The sequence below is a fragment of the Aquibacillus kalidii genome, from assembly GCF_014280935.1.
In the GTDB taxonomy this organism is placed as follows: domain Bacteria; phylum Bacillota; class Bacilli; order Bacillales; family Amphibacillaceae; genus Aquibacillus_D; species Aquibacillus_D kalidii.
In genome coordinates this window covers 1-19,411 of sequence record NZ_JACLZI010000035.1, presented here as the reverse complement: position 1 = coordinate 19,411, position 19,411 = coordinate 1, and the positions used below count along the sequence as shown (strand labels likewise).

8 protein-coding genes are annotated in these 19,411 nt (G+C 38.9%); 7 read left to right on the top strand and 1 reads right to left on the bottom strand.

Annotation, left to right across the window (positions count from 1 at the left end; all coding sequences use genetic code 11):
• Positions 1–178: 178 nt before the first annotated feature.
• From H7K77_RS07165 to H7K77_RS07135, 7 genes are all read left to right on the top strand, one after another.
• Positions 179–1,690 carry a sugar ABC transporter ATP-binding protein gene (locus H7K77_RS07165; RefSeq protein ID WP_186577051.1) on the top strand — a complete coding sequence of 504 codons (1,512 nt, stop codon included), beginning with the start codon at positions 179–181 and terminating at the stop codon, positions 1,688–1,690.
• 1 nt (position 1,691) lies between these two features.
• Positions 1,692–2,714 (top strand): ABC transporter permease, encoded by a 1,023-nt coding sequence (locus tag H7K77_RS07160; RefSeq protein ID WP_186577050.1) that lies wholly within the window; start codon positions 1,692–1,694, stop codon positions 2,712–2,714.
• 1 nt (position 2,715) lies between these two features.
• Positions 2,716–3,753 carry a galactofuranose ABC transporter, permease protein YjfF gene (gene yjfF, locus H7K77_RS07155; protein WP_328701059.1) on the top strand — a complete coding sequence of 346 codons (1,038 nt, stop codon included), beginning with the start codon at positions 2,716–2,718 and terminating at the stop codon, positions 3,751–3,753.
• A gap of 27 nt (positions 3,754–3,780) precedes the next feature.
• Positions 3,781–9,762: an immunoglobulin-like domain-containing protein gene (locus H7K77_RS07150; RefSeq protein ID WP_186577049.1), complete on the top strand. Its 5,982-nt coding sequence runs from the start codon at positions 3,781–3,783 to the stop codon at positions 9,760–9,762.
• Positions 9,763–9,887: 125 nt separating this feature from the next.
• Positions 9,888–12,848, top strand: a complete 2,961-nt coding sequence (locus H7K77_RS07145; protein ID WP_222599261.1) for an immunoglobulin-like domain-containing protein — start codon at positions 9,888–9,890, stop codon at positions 12,846–12,848.
• A gap of 292 nt (positions 12,849–13,140) precedes the next feature.
• Positions 13,141–15,330, top strand: a complete 2,190-nt coding sequence (locus H7K77_RS07140; protein ID WP_186577047.1) for a family 43 glycosylhydrolase — start codon at positions 13,141–13,143, stop codon at positions 15,328–15,330.
• Positions 15,331–15,367: 37 nt separating this feature from the next.
• Complete coding sequence (locus H7K77_RS07135) at positions 15,368–19,204, top strand: family 43 glycosylhydrolase (protein WP_186577046.1); 3,837 nt, start codon at positions 15,368–15,370, stop codon at positions 19,202–19,204.
• Between the two features lie 20 nt (positions 19,205–19,224).
• On the opposite strand, the gene H7K77_RS21000 is transcribed toward H7K77_RS07135, so the two are convergent.
• The coding region (locus H7K77_RS21000; protein WP_222599260.1) for a hypothetical protein at positions 19,225–19,411 on the bottom strand (187 nt) is incomplete at its 5' end.

Genomic DNA, 19,411 nt, shown 5'->3' with positions numbered 1-19,411 from the left:
ACTTTTAGTCATTCTGTACGGGTAAATACAAATGATGGTCAAGTTGGCACCAGTGGCTTTCCTCTTACTTTTTTTGTAAATAACATGCTAAAAGTAATGAAGGTTTCTCATATAAACGCCATGGAGCAAGACTTTTAGCCATAGGCGTTACTTTAATAAAGAGTAGGTGGTATCGATAATGTCAGCTAAAACGCCAATGTTAAGGATGGATGGCATAAACAAAGTGTTTCCAGGAGTAAAAGCGTTAACGAATGTGAACTTCAGATTGTTTCCTGGAGAGGTTCATGCATTGATGGGGGAGAACGGGGCTGGAAAGTCCACGTTAGTTAAAGTATTGACAGGTGTATACGCTTCGGATGGAGGAACCGTTACCCTAGAAGGCAAACCTATCCAGATAACAACACCACTTGAAGCACAGGAGTTTGGAATCAGTACGGTTTATCAAGAAGTGAACTTATGTCCTAATCTCTCTGTTGCTGAGAATATTTTTGTCGGTCGAGAACCTAGAAAAAGAGGTCGGATCGATTGGAAAGAGATTAATAGACGTGCAGAAGAGCTTCTCTCCACCAGGCTAAATTTAAATATTGATGTAACAAGGGAATTAGATTCTTATTCTGTTGCCATTCAACAGATGATCGCAATTGCTCGTTCTTTAAATGTATCAGCAAAGGTACTAATTTTAGATGAACCAACATCGAGTCTGGATACAAATGAAGTAGAACAACTTTTTGCCGTGATAAGGAAACTAAAAAGTGAAGGCTTAGCAATTGTCTTTATAAGTCACTTCCTTGATCAAATTTACGAGATTTCTGATAGAATTACGGTCCTTCGTAATGGTAATTGGATCGGGGAATATATGACAAAAGAATTACCAAGATTAGAACTGGTTTCCAAAATGATTGGAAAGGAATTAGATGTACTGGCCGAAGCGAGTTCTAATAAGCGAATATTTAAAGGCGGAGAAAGTTTTTTACAGGCTGACCAGGTATATAAGAAAGGGAAAATACAGCCTTTTGATCTTAATATGAATCGTGGGGAAATTGTTGGGCTTGCGGGCTTATTAGGATCAGGCCGTTCAGAACTAGCGCGGTTATTATTTGGTGCAGATAAGTCAGATGGTGGCACGATAAAAATAAATGGAAAAAAAGTATCTTTAAATTCGCCAAAACAAGCGATTACGAATGGAATTGCCTTTTCATCGGAGAATAGGAAAACGGAAGGTATCATTGGTGATCTATCCATAAGAGAAAATATGATTCTAGCTATCCAAGGTGTTAAAGGATGGTTTAGATATATTCCTAGAAAGAAACAGAATGAGATAGTGGATGAATATATCAAGCTATTAAATATTAATCCACCAAATCCAGAGCAGCTTATTAAAAATTTAAGTGGTGGTAATCAACAGAAAGTACTGTTAGCAAGGTGGCTTATTACAAATCCAGAACTACTTATTCTTGATGAACCAACCCGAGGAATTGATGTCGGGGCAAAGGCGGAAATTCAGAAGTTAATGCTTTCGTTAAGTGAGAAAGGAATGTCTATTCTTTTTATTTCTGCGGAGCTTGAAGAAATTTTACGAACATGTCAAAGAATTGCTGTGTTAAGAGACCATGAGAAGGTATCTGAATTAGAGAATGATAATGGAATCACACAGCAAGACATTATGAAGGAAATGGCCGGAGGAATGTAAAATGATAAAATCTAGATTATTTTGGCCAATACTTGTATTGGTTTTAATCCTTTTATTAAACCTATTTTTTGACCCAGGGTTCTTTTCTGTAGAAGTAAGAGGAGGACATTTAACTGGTAGTTTAATTGATATTTTGAATCGTGGTGCGCCACTTATATTGATCGCAATTGGGATGACCTTAGTAATTGCAACAGCAGGGATTGATTTATCGGTAGGATCTGTCGTTGCGATGGCCGGTGCGATGGCTGCTTTTGTCGTCAGTAAACCGGGATTGTCTGATGATAGCCTTGTACCTTTGTTTACTGCACTAGCTTTAGCGATTGGTTTATCAGTAGTAGCGGGTATGTGGAACGGATTACTCGTTTCTCGTATTGGGGTTCAACCAATTGTTGCAACGCTGATTTTAATGGTTGCAGGAAGAGGGATTGCTCAGCTTATTACAAATGGGCAAATTCTAACGATTTATTATGAACCATATTCATTTGTTGGTGGTGGCTATTTACTGATGCTTCCGTTTTCTATTTTTATTGTAGCGGCAGTTCTAGCATTAGCCCTTTTCCTTACGAGAAAAACTTCGATCGGTTTGTTTATTGAATCGGTTGGATCCAACCCAGAAGCAAGTCGTTTAACGGGGTTAAACTCTAAAAATATTTTGTTAATGGTTTATATCTTTTCTGGTTTCTGTGCGGGTATAGGTGGGATTATCCTAAGTTCCAATGTGTCAGCTGCGGATGGGAATAACGCCGGATTATGGTTTGAACTTGATGCTATCTTGGCAGTTGTTATTGGGGGAACTTCTTTAATGGGTGGAAAGTTTCATTTAATGGGTACGGTAATTGGTGCTCTGATCATTCAAAGTTTAACAACGACTATTTACTCGATTGGTATTCCACCAGAGGTTAATTTGGTAGTAAAAGCGGTAGTTGTCTTAATTGTATGTTTATTACAATCTCCTGAATTCAGGAAAAAGGTGCTTGGTGGGCTAAAGTCTAAGGCAAACCGAGATGCGAAGGGAGTGGCTTAACGTGTTGAAGCGTCTAAATATTAACTATAAACATCTCCCAATCTTGGTTACTGTTGGCTTATTTATCTTAATGTATATTTTTGGTTCTATGCGCTATACAGGGTTTATGTCGAGTCAGGTATTCCTAAATTTGTTTATCAATAATGCCTTCTTAATTATTTTAGCAGTTGGGATGACATTCGTTATTCTAACGGGTGGGATTGATCTCTCGGTTGGTTCTGTAATTGCACTTACTAGTATGGTAGCAGCCGATTTAATTATGAATGCGCAGCTCTCCCCTTGGCTTGTTATTCCGATTTCTTTATTAGTAGGTACTACACTAGGTTTAATCAATGGTTGTATTATCCACTTCTTTAACATACAGCCATTTATCGTAACGCTGGCTGGGTTATTCCTGGCACGCGGATTAGCTTATCTGATTAACATTGAATCGATTGCTATCACAGATCCTTTCTTTGATTTTATGGCAAAAACAAGAATACCGATCGGGGATAGTTTCATTTCGATTAGTGTGGTAATCGCGTTAGTTGTTGTGTTAATTGGGGTTTATCTAGCGCATTATACTAATTTCGGTCGAACCGTTTATGCGATTGGAGGAAGTGAACAATCTGCAGTTCTGATGGGATTACCAGTTGGTCGTACGAAAATATTAATTTATACGTTTAGTGGTTTTTGTGCTTCACTAGCTGGTTTAGTCTTTACGTTCTACATGTTGTCTGGTTACGCCCTACATGCAAACGGAATGGAGCTAGATGTTATTGCGTCTGTAGTAATTGGTGGAACACTATTAACCGGTGGTGTCGGATATGTTGCAGGTAGTGTGATCGGGGTGCTCATACTAGGGGTAATCCAAACAATCATTATTTTTGAGGGGACATTGAGTTCCTGGTGGACGAAGATTGCTATTGGGGTATTAGTACTTGCATTTATTGTCTTCCAACGAATTCTAGTTGTTCGTAGTAATGTGAAAAAAGCGGCAGGAGCCAATAACGTTGATATAAAAGAGTCTTCACCCCCGTTAAAGACGAAATCAATGTAGGTAAAGAGTTTATAAGGAGAGTGGATGATGAAGAAAGTAAGATATAAACGCCTATCGATAGTTTTGTTATTTGTTTTAGTACTAAACACGATTACAAGCGCTCTTCCACAACAAACATATGCAGCTCCTGAAGAGGAAGGCAGTTTAATTCTTCATTATGATATGACAACCACAGATGAATCGGAAGAAAAAGTGATTTTAAAGGATGTTTCGGGTAGTTCGAAAACGTTTGATGGTATCTTTCAAAATCCTGAGAATGGAGATTTGGTAAAGAATGATCAAGTAGGCTATGTTGCTTTTAATGGTGGAAGCGCAAGTTCCAATAGTGGCTATGTGGAAATTCCGAAGGCTGCTGATGGTTCAGACGTACTGAGTGGTTTAGAAGATGTAACTGTTTCCACGTTAGTCAACTGGTCTAATACAGGAACAAACCGCTGGATATTTGGATTAGGAAAAGTGTCCTCCGATATTGAGACCGGTAATGCCTACTTTTTTGCAACTCCACGACATGGCTCTGGAAATGTAGCTGGGTCTGCTATTTCAGAAGCAGGATGGCGAAATGAATCGCTAGTGAAGGCAGATGCTATAATGGCTGCTTCAGAGTGGAAGGTAGTTACAGCTGTTTTTTCAGGTTCAACAGATAAAATAAGTTTGTACATTGATGGAAAACAGGTTGCTTCTGGTTCTGCTGGTGGAAAAAAACTAGCAAACATCATCGATTCTGAATCTGATTTTTCTGGATTTTTAGGAAAATCTATCTTTACCAATGATGCTTATTTTAAAGGGATGATAGGTGACTTTAGAATTTACAATAAAGCATTAACGGCAGAAGAAGTTGCAACACTAAGCACAGAAACTTCAGCTAAAGCGACTAAAATTAATCAATTAGTTATAAATGATGCACAGCAAGCTTTAGATGTGTCGGATTATCTAGCTATAGGAGATAGTTTAGATACTGTAACAAAAAACTTAAATCTTCCTACAGGAGGAAGGCATGGTGTGACGATCAATTGGAAATCTAGTAATCCTGATGTGATTGCGAATGATGGTTCAGTCACAAGGCCACCAAATGATGCTGCTGATACAGTAGTAGAGCTAACAGCTTCGTTAACACATGCAGGACTTATTGCAGAGAAAACATTTACAGTTACTGTTTTAAAAGAATTTTCTACGGATACATTGGTGCAGGCAGATGCAGATGCACTAACAATATATAACCAAGATGAGGTAAAAGGAAATCTTAAGCTACCGGTTAATGGTGATAATGGTTCGACAATCTCTTGGGAGTCATCTAATCCGAATGTTATAAAGGGCTCTGATCAGGCGATCGAGGACCCAAAACAATTAGGGTGGGTAACGCGACCTTCTGCTGATACGACTGTGACTCTAACAGCTACGGTTACAAAAGGAGATGCTAAAGTTGAGCGCCAATTTGATTTAACAGTCATAGCTGACCCAGGCAAAAAGGACTATGATGCCTACTTTTTCTCTTACTTTACAGGAGAGTATGAAGGTGGAGAAGAAATATCCTTTGCCACCGCAAAGGATCCATTAAAATGGCGTGCATTAAACAATGGTCAATCTGTTATTCAATCAACAATGGGTGAAAAGGGCCTTCGTGATCCGTTTATTATGCGTTCCCCAGAAGGAGATAAATTCTATCTGATTGCTACTGATTTGAAAATGGGCGAAAGTACTAATTTCGACGAGGCGCAAATCACAGGAAGTCATTCGATTATGGTATGGGAATCAGACGACCTTATCAATTGGAGCGAACAAAGGATGGTAGAAGTAGCACCGAAAAACGGTGGAAATACTTGGGCACCAGAAGCTTTCTATAATAAAGAAACTGGTGAATATGTTGTCTTTTGGGCTTCTTCCATCCCGAATGAAGAAACATATGGGAATTATCCAAATGGTCGACCAAATGGTCAATATAATGTGATGTATTATGCAACAACTAGAGACTTCCATGAGTTTTCTGAACCAAAGGTGTTAATCGATGAAGGTTTTCCAACTATCGATACAACAATGGTTCAGGACGGGGAAACACTTTATCGTTTCACGAAGTCGGAAGTTAATTACAAAGTTTACTACGAAAAGGCTACAAATATCTTTAATGATCTAGATGGTATTGGCGAGAACGGTTTCCAATTTGAAGATGTACCAGGAACTCAAAATGGCAATCAAGGTTTAATTGGGTTTTCTGGAAATAATGAAGGGCAAACTGTCTTTAAATCATTAAAAGAAGATAAGTGGTACCTGTTCCTTGATTCATGGCCATACCATGTTCGTTATACAACAGATTTAGAGGATGGCGCACAGCTTGTTAATAATGTCGTACCTGAATCTGACTATGCTTTACCACCTGGTCCACGTCATGGAACAGTTATTCCAATCACAAATGAGGAATATGAATCACTTCAGGATGCCTATGCCTTACCGACTGACTCACCATCCGAAAAGCCAGTCGTTCATTACTCTTTTAACAGTGAAGACGTAGATGGGACTACTGTTAAAGATGTGTCAGGTAACGGCCATGATGCCGAATTAGTGGGTGGAGCAAGCTTGAATGCAGAAAGCTATATCGGTGATTCAGGAGCTTCTGTTGATTTAGATGGTTCGTCGGGTTATGTAAAAATGCCTGAAAACTTAATTCAAGATTTGAACTTGAGTAGTGCTACTATATCTACTTGGGTGAATGTAGAAGCAAACAGCGCTTCCCAACGTATTTTTGACTTTGCGTCCGATACTGGGAGGGTTGCAAATCGAAACACTATGTATCTAAGTACACAAGGCGATACGGGTCAATTGGAGTTTGCAATTGTAACGCCATTTACGGAGAAATTCAGTAGTGCTACTAGCTCTTTAGCTAGTGATTATAAATATGCCTTACGGGACGAAAAGTTAGACAACAATATATGGAAGCATGTTGCTGTTACAATTGATGGCTTTGATGCGGTCCTATATGTTGATGGTAAAGAGGTAACAAGGAGCTCTACTTTCAATATGGAACCGAGAATGCTGTTAGAGACCACAATAAATTATTTAGGTAAATCAAGAAATAATGCGCACAGTTTGTTTGATGGAAAGTTTGATGACTTTAGAATTTATAATCGTGCATTGCCTAGTGTAGAAGTAGCACAGTTAGCTGATCAGCCGGTGACTAATAATCCAGGAGAAATCCCAGATCCAGAGCCGACTGAAGGAGAATTAATTTTAAATTATGATTTTGCGAACATCGAAGGAACAACCGTTAAGGATACGGTAGGGAACTTCGATGGAACAATCATAAACCCTGAAAAGGCGGATGTAGTTACAAACGGAGAAAATACAGTGATTGATTTTGTTGGTGGCAATACCGATTCATTTATTGAACTACCTCAAGGTATTCTTGATGGATTAGAAAGTATAACTGTTTCATCGCTTGTTAATTGGGATGGTAAGAACGGTGCGGAATGGCTCTATACATTTGGCCAGGATAGTTCCAAGTATTTGTACTACACTCCAAAATACAACGCTGACAGTAGTGCACGGTTTGGGATCGCTACGAACACATGGCGTAATGAGGTTTCAGCTAAAGCAAATACACAAACGAGTAACAAGTGGAAACTAGTCACAACTGTGTTCAATGGAGCCGAGGAATCATTAACCATTTATTTAGATGGGGAAGAAGTGGCGACAGCATCTACAAATGGCCTGACCTTAGCTGATATTAAAAATACGGATGGAATTAGTGGATACATCGGGAAATCTTTCTATTCAGCAGACCCATACTTTGGTGGAATGATTTCAGACTTTGAGGTCTACAATGGTGTGCTATCAAACGAACAGATAGAGGGACTAGCAGCAACAGCAGCTAATACAGTTTCAGATATGAAGGACGCCCTGTTAGAAAGTGCTGCAGATGCATTAAAATATGACGATATCCTAAATGGGAATGAAAACGAAAATTCAATAACTACTAATCTAGTTTTACCAACAGAAGGTGATTATGGTACGACAATATCTTGGGAGTCTAGCCAATCACAAGTTGTTAGTACCAAAGGAACCGTTCATCGCCCAACTTTTAAAGAAGGCGATCAAACCGTTACCCTAACTGCGACAATTTCAGATGATACGGGTTCCGTTATAAAAGAATTTAAAGTAACAGTAATGAAAAAGCCGGAATCTAGTCAACTAGTATTAGAAGATGCAAAAGCTTTAAACGTTTATAACATTGGTGATGTGAGGGGAAATCTCACTTTACCTACAGAAGGGGAAAATGGATCTTCTATTACGTGGAATTCAGCTGACACTTCTGTTGTTACAACAACAGGCGAAGTGAACCGTCCGAAGCATGGAGACGGAAATGTTAAAGTTAAATTAATAGCAAAACTAGAGCTTGATGGTCAAATTATTACTAAGGCTTTTATGGCGAATGTAAAGGAAATGCCTAAAGAAGAGGATTATAAAGGATATCTTTTCTCTTACTTTACAGGTGAAGGCTATGAAAATGGGGAGCAAATTTATTTCGGTCTCAGTGAAGGTAATGATCCACTTCACTGGCAGCCATTAAACAATGGTGAGCCAATCTTTACATCCGAACTAGGTGAAAAAGGGCTTCGAGATCCATTTATTATTCGCTCTCCAGAAGGCGATAAATTTTATATGATTGCTACTGATTTAAAAATGTATGGGAATGGTGATTGGGGTAGAGCCCAAACTGAGGGTAGTCGATCAATTATGGTCTGGGAATCGAATGATCTAATAAATTGGTCTGAACAACGTATGGCTGAAGTAGCTCCAGAAGAAGCAGGGAATACTTGGGCACCGGAAATTTTCTATGATAAAACAATCGGACAGTATGTCATTTTCTGGGCATCTAAGTTGTACGAAACAGTAGAAGATCGTAATAGTGGTAATAGTTATCAACGGATGATGTACACGACTACTAGGGATTTCCATACATTCTCTGAACCAAAAGTTTATATGGATTATGGTTACTCCATCATTGATACAACAATGATAGAGCATAATGGGAAAATCTATCGTTTTACGAAAGATGAAAGAGGAAACAGTTCATCTACTCCGAATGGAAAATTCATCTTCCAAGAGGTTGGGGATACTGTCCTAGATCCTAATTTTGAACTTATAAAAGAAGGGATCGGAAAAGGGGACATTAGCCGAGGAGAAGGGCCACTTGTTTTCAAATCCAATACAGAAGAAAAGTGGTACATGTTTATTGATGAATTTGGCGGAAGAGGATATGTCCCGTTTGAAACAACAGATCTAAACTCTGGGGAATGGGCAGTACCAGAGGACTATGATTTACCTGATCGTCCAAGGCATGGTACTGTTTTACCAGTTACACAAGCGGAGTACGATGCTTTGGCCTCTACTATTCCTGTTAAGGTTGAACCGAATAAGGAGGATGCTGTAACAGGAATTACGCTTGACCAAACCAATGTTAATTTGACTATTGGGAAAGAAACGCAGTTAACTGCTACCGTTACGCCAGAGAATGCAGTAAATAAAGAAGTGCTCTGGTCTAGTAATAATGTTGACTCTGTTATCGTTACTGAGGATGGAACTGTTACGGCTGTTGATGAAGGTATTGCGGTTATAACCGCTACAACGGTAGATGGCGGTTTTATTGCTACATCAGAAGTACATGTAAATGCGGAACAACCAGGTGATGGTAGTCAACCGCCTGGAGATAATGAAGACCCAGATCCGGAAACTCCTGGAGATAATGGTAAACCTGATACTGGTAATGATAATCCAGACCAGGATGGGGAAGATCCAGGAAATGAAGGTGAGGGTGATAAAGCATCTAAGGGCGAAACACCTGGCGAAAATAAATCAGGCGCTAGTGACCAGAATGGCGATTCTTCAGGTGATGATAAAGAACAAGATCTTCCGAATACTGCAACTAATTTATACAACTATTTAGTACTTGGTGTGCTTTTACTGGTACTTGGTTTAGGTATTGTATTTGTTCACCGAAAAAGAAACATGAATCTATAACTCAAATGATCTGGCTTTCAAGTACGCTTGAAAGCCAGAATTATAAAGATTGTTTTTCATATGGTAGAGAGATCCATTTATGGGGTCTTTTTATAGATTATCATTTTGAAAGGAGTAATTGCATGGTGAAAAAAGGAAAGGTTTTATCGTTAGTTACTACTGCTACCCTGTTATTTTCCATAGTACCAAGTTATGGGATAACGAATGTATTAGCAGCATCAACAGATGCAGAAAAGATTTTGGACTACGAAATGGTTAATATCTCAGAAGGAAATGTACCAAATTCAGTAGGAGAATTTGATGGTACACTAGTAAATCCAGACAAAGCAGAACTAATCTCAAACAGTAGTACAGGAGAAAGTGTTGTAAGTTTTGCTGGTGGAGATGTAGACTCATACATTGAAATTCCTGAGGGTGTCTTAGACAATCTAGAAAGTGTAACCGTTTCCACTTTGGTGAACTGGGAAGGATCAGGTGGAGCACAGTGGTTGTATGGATTAGGACAAGATCAAACGCACTATACATACTATACCCCATCATACATTGGCGGTGCGAATGATCGTGTAGGAATTGCAACTAATTCCTATAACAATGAAAGGTTTGCTGCATCAACCAAATTACCATCAACAGAGTGGAAATTAGTTACTACCGTTGTAAATGGGTCTACAGAGACTTTACAAACCTATATAGATGGAGAATTAGTTGCAGAAGCTTCTACCAATGGTTATACGTTAGCAGAGATTAATAATGAAGACGGTATAAGTGGCTATATTGCAAAATCTTTTTATGCGGCAGATCCGTATTTTGGCGGAATGATAGGAGATTTTGAAATATATGCAGGTGCATTAACTGCTGAGGAAATTAGTGGTTTACAAGATGATGCAGAAGCCAAAATTAATGCTATTGGTGGATTAGATGGTTACTTTGTAGAATTTGCGATAAATCAAATTGATATCGAGGACTATTTAAGACTCAATACAAGCGTAAATGAAATTACTACAGATTTGGAATTACCGGATAGTGGTGCATATGAAACTACGATTACTTGGGAGTCTAATCATCCCGATATCATTGCTTCAAATGGGGAAGTAACAAGACCATCCTATGACAACGGTGATCAAACAGTTGTGTTAACTGCGACAATCTCAGATGGTACGAATTCTAAAACAAAAGATTTTACAGTGACCGTTTTAAAAGCAAAACAAGATAGTTTAGCTTTCCAAGAAGACGTTGACAATCTTGTGGTACATCACGTTGATGATGTAAGAGGAAATCTTTATCTACCTACTGAAGGTGAAAATGGTTCTACTATCACGTGGGAATCTTCAGATGTTTCTGTTATTACCACTACTGGTGAGGTATCACGCCCAGCATACGGCGAAGGAGATGTAACAGTTGATCTAACAGCAACGATTACATTAGGTGACCAAACTACTACGAAAGAATTTTCTGCAAAAGTAAAAGAACTACCAGAAAGTGTGGATGATAAGTCTGCATATCTAATGACATATTTTGAAGGTGAATTCACTCCAGATGGGGAACAAATTCGTTTTGCATTAAGTGAAGGTAATGATGTAACTAACTGGGAATCGATGAACAATGCGGATCCAGTTATTACAAGTCACTTAGGTGAAAAAGGTTTACGAGATCCTTCCATTATACGCTCGCCTGAGGGTGATAAATTCTACCTACTTGCTACAGATTTGAAAGTGTACGACGGTCAAAGTAACAATAACTGGGGTAGAACGGTAAGAGAAGGAAGTAATTCCCTTATGGTTTGGGAGTCTACTGACCTAGTAAACTGGTCAGAACAACGAATGGTGGAAGTATCACAACCAGAAGCTGGTATGACATGGGCGCCTGAGGTTTATTATGATGACTCTACAGGTGAATACATTGTTTATTGGTCTTCGTTTGTATATGACAGTGTCGCAGACCGATATGGAAATGGTTCGACGCATAACCGGATTATGTATGCAAAAACAAGAGATTTTTATAATTTTACAGAGCCGCAAACGCTACTAGATTTAGGTCATGATATTTTAGACACGGTTGCAATTGATTATAAGGATAAAGTCTACCGCATAACTAAAGGTACGTACTACTCAGAAAAAGAGTGGGGTGGAGAAGAAATCAGAGAGCACGTTTTTCAAGATGTTGGGGACTCTTTCTTTGGAGAATTTGAACTAGTTAAAGAAGGAATTGGTATGGGTGTCCTTGATCATGGTGAAGGTGCTGAGATTTTCCAATCTAATACAGATCCAGATAAATTTTATTTATTAATTGATGAGTATGGAGGAGGAAGTGGCTACAACTTGTTTGAAACAACAGATTTAGCTTCTGCTGATTGGAAACTAGTTGAGGACTTTACACTTCCAAACCGCCCACGTCACGGTGATGTGCTTTCCCTTACACAAGGAGAATATGAAAGATTAAAAATAAATATTCCGGGTGTAGGAGTACAAGTTAAAGAACCGGTTAGTGTTACTGGAATTACAGTTGATAAAAGTGCACTAGAGCTGGAAATTGATCAAGCAGTACAATTAACTGCGAATCTTGCTCCGGTAGATGCATCTGTACAAGATGTTGTTTGGTCAAGTAGCGACGAAGAAGTTGCGACTGTAGATCAAAATGGTCTTGTAACTGGATTAAAAGATGGAACTGCTACGATTACTGTAACGACAGTTAGCGGTGGATATACAGCTAAAAGTGATGTAACTGTTGGATCCGCCCCAGGAGAAGGCGGAGAGACGCCACCGGGAGACGGAAGTGAAGATCCGGGGAATGGAGAAATGCCACCGGGAGATGGAAGTGAAGATCCAGGGAATGGAGAAACGCCACCGGGAGATGGAAATGAAGATCCAGGGAATGGAGAAACGCCACCGGTAGATGGAAGTGATTACGAGGCCGACAACGGTGGAACTCCTAACGATAATGTAGCAGACCAACAAGATCCGGACGATAAAAAAGATGAGTTACCTGATACAGCAACGAATCTATTTAACTATTTATTAGCGGGTGCTGTATTACTCATTATTGGAGCATCTACATTTGTAATCGTAAGAAAAAGAAAGAATTCTATATAATGTCTTAGTATTGCTAGCTTTCATGGAAAGAGAATGAAAGCTAGCAATCTAAACTTTTCAATATATGAAAAGTTATCCCCAGAATGCGCCGAATTCATGTGGAAATGCGTTTAATTATCTCGTGAATGCGTCGCTCCACGAAGATATGCGTCGAATCATTTCAAGAATGCGCCGGCATCACAGGAAATGCGTCAAAAGAAAAGATACATTTTTATAACCGCTATCAACGCTTAACATAACCTATTTGTTAACTCGAATGGTATTTTAAAATCTGAAAAATGGGAGGAGAACTATGAACAAGTCAATCTCAACGCTTCTCATGCTGTTGCTAATTTCGTTATTGTTCTCGAATGTTACGTACGCAGATAATCCCGCAATTAAAGATTATTTTAGCGCAGACCCAGCAGCGATCGAGCATAATGGTAAAGTTTATTTATACACAGGTCACGATAGTGCAGCTGTTGGTGGAGGAGGATATGTAATTCCTGAGTGGAGTATTTATTCTTCTACTGACATGAATAATTGGGAATTTGAGGGTTCCGTGTCTGATGACATATTTGAATGGTCACAAAATGATTCTGCGTGGGCATCTGAAGTGATAGAAAGGGACGGAAAATTTTATTGGTACACAACCGTTGAAAATAGTGATAGCTCTGCTCCAGGTAAAGCTATAGGTGTTGCTGTGTCAGATGATCCGGTTGAAGGATGGACAGATGCGATTGGTAAACCTTTGGTGAAGAGTACGGATACAGAAAATCCTGACAACATGGGTTCTTGGTCATGGGATGATATTGATCCGACTGTTTTTATCGATGATGAAGGACAGGCGTATCTATATTGGGGCAATACCCATCTATATTATGCCAAACTAAAAGACAACATGGTTGAGCTTGATGGAGAGATTCATAAGACCGAAATTCAAGATATGCCAGGCACTTTCACTGAAGCACCTTTTATTCATCAATATGGAGGTAAATATTACCTTTCTTTCGCTATGAATTGGCCAGAGGACTTAGCATACGCAATGAGTGATAGTCCAGAAGGTCCTTGGGTGTACAAAGGCAAACTGATGGATACGATGACTGGAACTGGTACTAACCACCCTGCTATTTTAGATTATAAAGGTGAACCTTACTTTATCTATCATACTGCAGCATTACCAACGGGTGGCGATTATAGACGATCAGTATCAATAGAAAATTTAGAATACAACGCTGATGGAACAATTAAAAAGATGGTTGCAACTGCTTCAGGTATAAGCGATCTGAGCTATTCTATCCAATCCTTTGATGAAACCGATAGATACGTACGTAACCTTGACGGTGAGATTCGTGTGGAACCAGTAGAAGGGGATACGTATGATTCAAAATGGCATAAGGTTGTTGGTTTGTCTGATGATGGAGATGGTTATGTATCTTTCCAATCAGAAAACAATCCAGGTTTTTACTTAGTAAGAGATGGTAATAACGTTGTATTAGCTAAAAATGATGGAACAGATAGTTTTAAAGAAAATGCAACGTTTAAAACTGTAGCAGGTTTAGCTGACGAAAATGCCGTTTCTTTCCAAACGTATAAGGATGAATCATTATATTTATACATGGATTACGATTACATTCTTCGAGTAAGTGAAGTTGCTACAGATGCTGAGAAAGCCGATGCCACTTTTACAGTAAACGAAGCAGATGTTACGGGAATTACGTTAGATAAAGATTCTATTTCCTTACAAGATGGAAGTAAGACGACATTGGTTGCTTCTGTAACACCTGAGCAAGCTTTACAAAAAGAAGTGAGTTTTCGTTCCACTAATCCAGATGTGGTGAATGTATCGGATATATCTTATGATTTTAAATCAGGGGAAACTTCTGTAACAGTTACTGCAAAATCTGCTGGATCCGCTGAGATAGTTGCATCTACAACAGAAGGTAATTATTCTGCATCTGTAACAGTTAATGTAGAAGAATATGTAAGTGGACCAGTTGTGTTAAAAGATGTTGTTGTTTCCAGCAACAATAAAACGAAAGAAGTAAGTATTGAAGGCTATCTACAAGATAGAGTAGGTAAGAATGTCACAGTGAGAGTAACATCTCCTAGCGGTAATATTGACTATGTTGATCAAACAGTGACTGACGATCAAGGTAAGTTTGTTTTCAACTATATGATAAATGAAGCTGTAGCGGGGAAGTATGATGTAGTTATTGGGGCAGCTGATTTGGAAGAAAGCTATCAGACTAGCTTCACTTACTCATCTACCAAACCAGGTAATGGTGGAGATACACCAGGTGACCAAGATGATCAAGATGATGAAGATAAGACGCCCGGAAACCAAGACGATCAAGGAGATGGAAATCAATCCGATGATGGGAAAGATTTACCGGACACTGCTACTAATCTATTTAACTATCTACTTGCAGGTCTAGTATTAGTAGCAATTGGGGTTGTAACTGTACTTTACGCACGCAAGAAGAAATTAAATAACAACTGATTTGATCGCAAGTAAATTTTGTGAAGGAGGATTATGAATGCGAAAGCGCTTCTATAAAAAAATGCTCGCACTTATTTCCGTGTTTGCCATTTTGTTCAGTATGTTCCCTGTAGCTGCAGTACCTACCATTAACGCTGCTACAACGGATTTGGAACAAGATCTGGTCTTATGGTATGACTTTGAGAATGCGAAGGGTACTAACGTGACCGATGCTTCTGGTAATGGCAATGATGGTACATTAGTAAATGATGCGACTATTACCTCAGATACGGATAAAGGCGGTGCAGTAGACTTAGACGGAGATCGAGACTATGTGACCGTACCGAACGGAATTTTTGAAGGATTAACAGATGTAACTATAAGTTCATGGGTTAAATTTGACACAGCGAAAGACTGGGCTACTATGTATGCTTTTGGTAATTTTGTTGATGGTGAAAATTCAGATTATGCAATAAATTATGCACCAAAAGCAGCTGATACAGAAAAGGGATCTATAGAGTTATTTGGTCCATATCCATTTCCAAGTGTAGAGACTAATGAACTTCCTACACAAGAATGGGTCCATGTAACAACTGTTATTTCTGATCAAACTATGTATCATTATACAAATGGTGAGCTAAATGGTTCAGTTAATATTGGGATTGACGCTGGTGATATCAATGTAAATGCTAATAATTATATTGGTTTTCATGCAATGCCTCATGAACAAATAGAAGGAAAAGGTTTAGATGGTAAAGTGGCAGATTTCCGTGTGTATAATAGAGCACTAGATTTAACTGAAATTAGAACTTTAGCAGACTTTGATTTTTCCATTGATTCTATTGAAGAAGTAAATGTGACAACTGCTGTTGGGGAAGCTCCTTCACTTCCAACACAAGTTACAGTTACTTATCCGAATGGAACAACTGATCAAGTTGCTGTTACTTGGGATGAGATTGAATCCTCAGCATATGGTGAAGCAGGCAGTTTTGTTGTTGAAGGAACATTAGAGGGGACAGAGCTAAAGGCAAAAGCAAATGTAACCGTTACTGCAACGAAGTACATTGTGTCTGTCGATCCTGTTTTTGTTACTACTGGAGTGGATGAAGAACCAAATTTACCAGAAACTGTAACCGTAACGTATGCGAATGAGAGTACAGAAGATGTTTCCGTTACATGGGATGCTATTGCTGCATCACAATACAGCAGAGCTGGATTAACATTTAATGTAGAAGGTACTATTGATGGTACAAGTGAGACTGCTCGTGCTACAGTTAATGTCACAACTGATGTATCAGGTGATTTAGTTACTTGGTACAAATTTGATGAAGTAAATGGTGCAACAGTACCAGATGTATCTGGTTCTGAAAAAAATGGTACGGTTCATAACGGAGCTACCGTTTCTACTGTTGATTCCAAATATGGTATAGATTTCGAAGCAGATGATGAGCAATATGTGACCATGCCTTCTGATATTGTGGAAGGATTAGAAGATTTCACTTTATCTACATGGGTTTACATGGAATCAAAAACTGGAGATTGGGCACGTATTTTTGATTTTGGTACTGGTCCGAATAGTTCCACTATATTCTTAACACCAAATCTTCATTTAGATAATCAAGGTGCGGTTGTTACAGCTACTTCAGGTGCTCCAAAGGTCGGAGAATGGACTCACCTTGCAGTTGCAAAGTCCGGTGATCAATATACGATTTATAGCAATGGAACAGCGGTTGCTACAATGGAAGATGATACACCTCCGGGGAATACAACCATGAACTATATTGGATGGTCAAACTACGCGGTTGATCCATACTTTGACGGTCAATTTAGCGACTTCCGTATATATAATCAAGGTTTAGAAGGGGAAGAAATTAAGCAAGTAATTGCGGAGTCTTTCTCAGATGAAGAAGCAGTAAGTAAAGCGAAAGAAGTTTTCACTATAGAAGATACTTCAGCTGTAGTGGATGATATTGAGCTTCCGACTAATTCTATTAACGGAGTTAGTGTTTCTTGGTCATCTAGCAATACAGATATCGTGTCTGAAGATGGTGTTGTTACTAGACCTGGATTAGAAGAGCAAGATGCTGAAGTAACGTTAACTGCTACTTTAAGCCGTGGAGACTACTCTGATACAAAAGAATTTACCGTTAAGGTACTAGCAGATAATATCGTATCAGTTGACGAAGTGGAGGTTATCACACCAGCTAACTTCCCACCAAAATTACCTGAAAAAGTGACCGTACATTATTATGATGAAAGCACAGATGAAGTAAGTGTCGATTGGGATACGATTACTGCTAATGATGTTGCAGAAAATGGCTCAACTGTTGAAGTAGAAGGAATAGTTTATGGAACTGATATTTCAGCAGTTGCAAAAGTATATGTATCTGAATTAGTAAGTGTAGATGATGTCCAAGTAACTACAACTTCAGGTAAAGCACCAGAACTACCTGAAACAGTGACGGCACATTATAGCAATGGACAATCAGATGAGCTTGCCGTCTCTTGGGATGAAATTAACAAATCTCAATATCAAGAAACAGGCAGCTTTACAGTTGAAGGATCAGCTGCGAAATATCAATATACGAATCCTTTAATTGAACAAAGAGCAGATCCAAATATTTATAAGCACACGGATGGATACTACTACTTTACTGCGTCTGTTCCAGAGTACAACCGCATTATTTTAAGAAGAGCAAAGACGATACAAGGTCTTGCCACAGCAGAAGAAAAAGTTATTTGGGAAGCACATGCATCAGGTGAACAATCTGCACATATCTGGGCTCCAGAAATCCATTTCCAAGAAGGCAACTGGTATATCCATTATGCAGCAGGCGGTGGTGACGGTGACATATGGAAGATCCGTCCTTACGTTATCGAAAATACAAATGCAAATCCATTAGAAGGTGAATGGGTTGAAAAAGGAAGGGTTCAAACATCAGAAGAAGATGATTTCTCATTCACGGATTTCTCTTTAGACGCAACTGTTTTTGAGCACAACGGCAAGAGCTACTACATTTGGGCACAAAAAGAGAATGGAATCTCTAATCTTTATATGGATGAACTAGTTAATCCTTGGACAATTAAAGGAGAGCCAATGCTTCTTTCTACACCTGATTATGCTTGGGAAAGAATTGGATTCTGGGTAAATGAAGGACCAGATGTTATCAAGCGTAATGGCAAAATCTTTGTGACTTTCTCTGCAAGTGCAACGAATGCTAATTACAAAATTGGATTGCTAACTGCAGATGAAGATAGTGACATTATGAATCCAGATTCCTGGACTAAGTCTCCTGAACCTGTAATGGAAAGTAATGATGCTACTAGTCAATACGGACCAGGTCATAGTACATTTACGGTTGCAGAAGATGGCGTCACAGATATTCTTGTTTACCATGCTAGGTCCTACAAAGAAATTGATGGGGATCCTTTATACGACCCTAATCGCCATACCCGTGTAAAAGTTCTTACATGGAACGAAGATGGAACTCCTCATTTCGGTGTACCGAATGGAGATGGCGTTGTAAACGGTCCTACTGTTGAAGTAAAAGCTACTATATTAGTAGTGGATGATAGTCAATTTGAAGTTACGAATCATTTTAATATAAAAGAATTGACAGCGAATGAAGAAGTTGAGGCTAATGTATCGATAACAAATAACGGAGCTAGTGAGGCAGTAACAGTTGTGATGGCTCTGTATGATGGTAACAATAAAATGGTCGGTATGGAAACAAAGTCAACAGAGATTGGTGATGGTGAGCGAGATGATGTGAACTTGTCCATGAACTTGCCAAAGGATATAAAAGATCATAAGCTTAAAACGTTTGTTTGGAAAGGTGAAAGTTTAGAATCTAGTAATCTAGAGCCGGTATCACAAGTATTTGAAATGAATTAAATTGATAGGAACCTCCTGCCTTACCGTAGGGGGTTCTTTTTCATATGGAAGAGTTTATAGCAAACGGATCTTTTCGTAGCTATTTTGCTTTTTGTCACAATTCGTAAATGATGTCTCGATCGTTGCGCTATTTCGAGAAGAAAGGAAATAACTGCACTAATCAATCTTAATCGTTGCGCTATTTCGAGAAGAAAGGAAATAACTGCA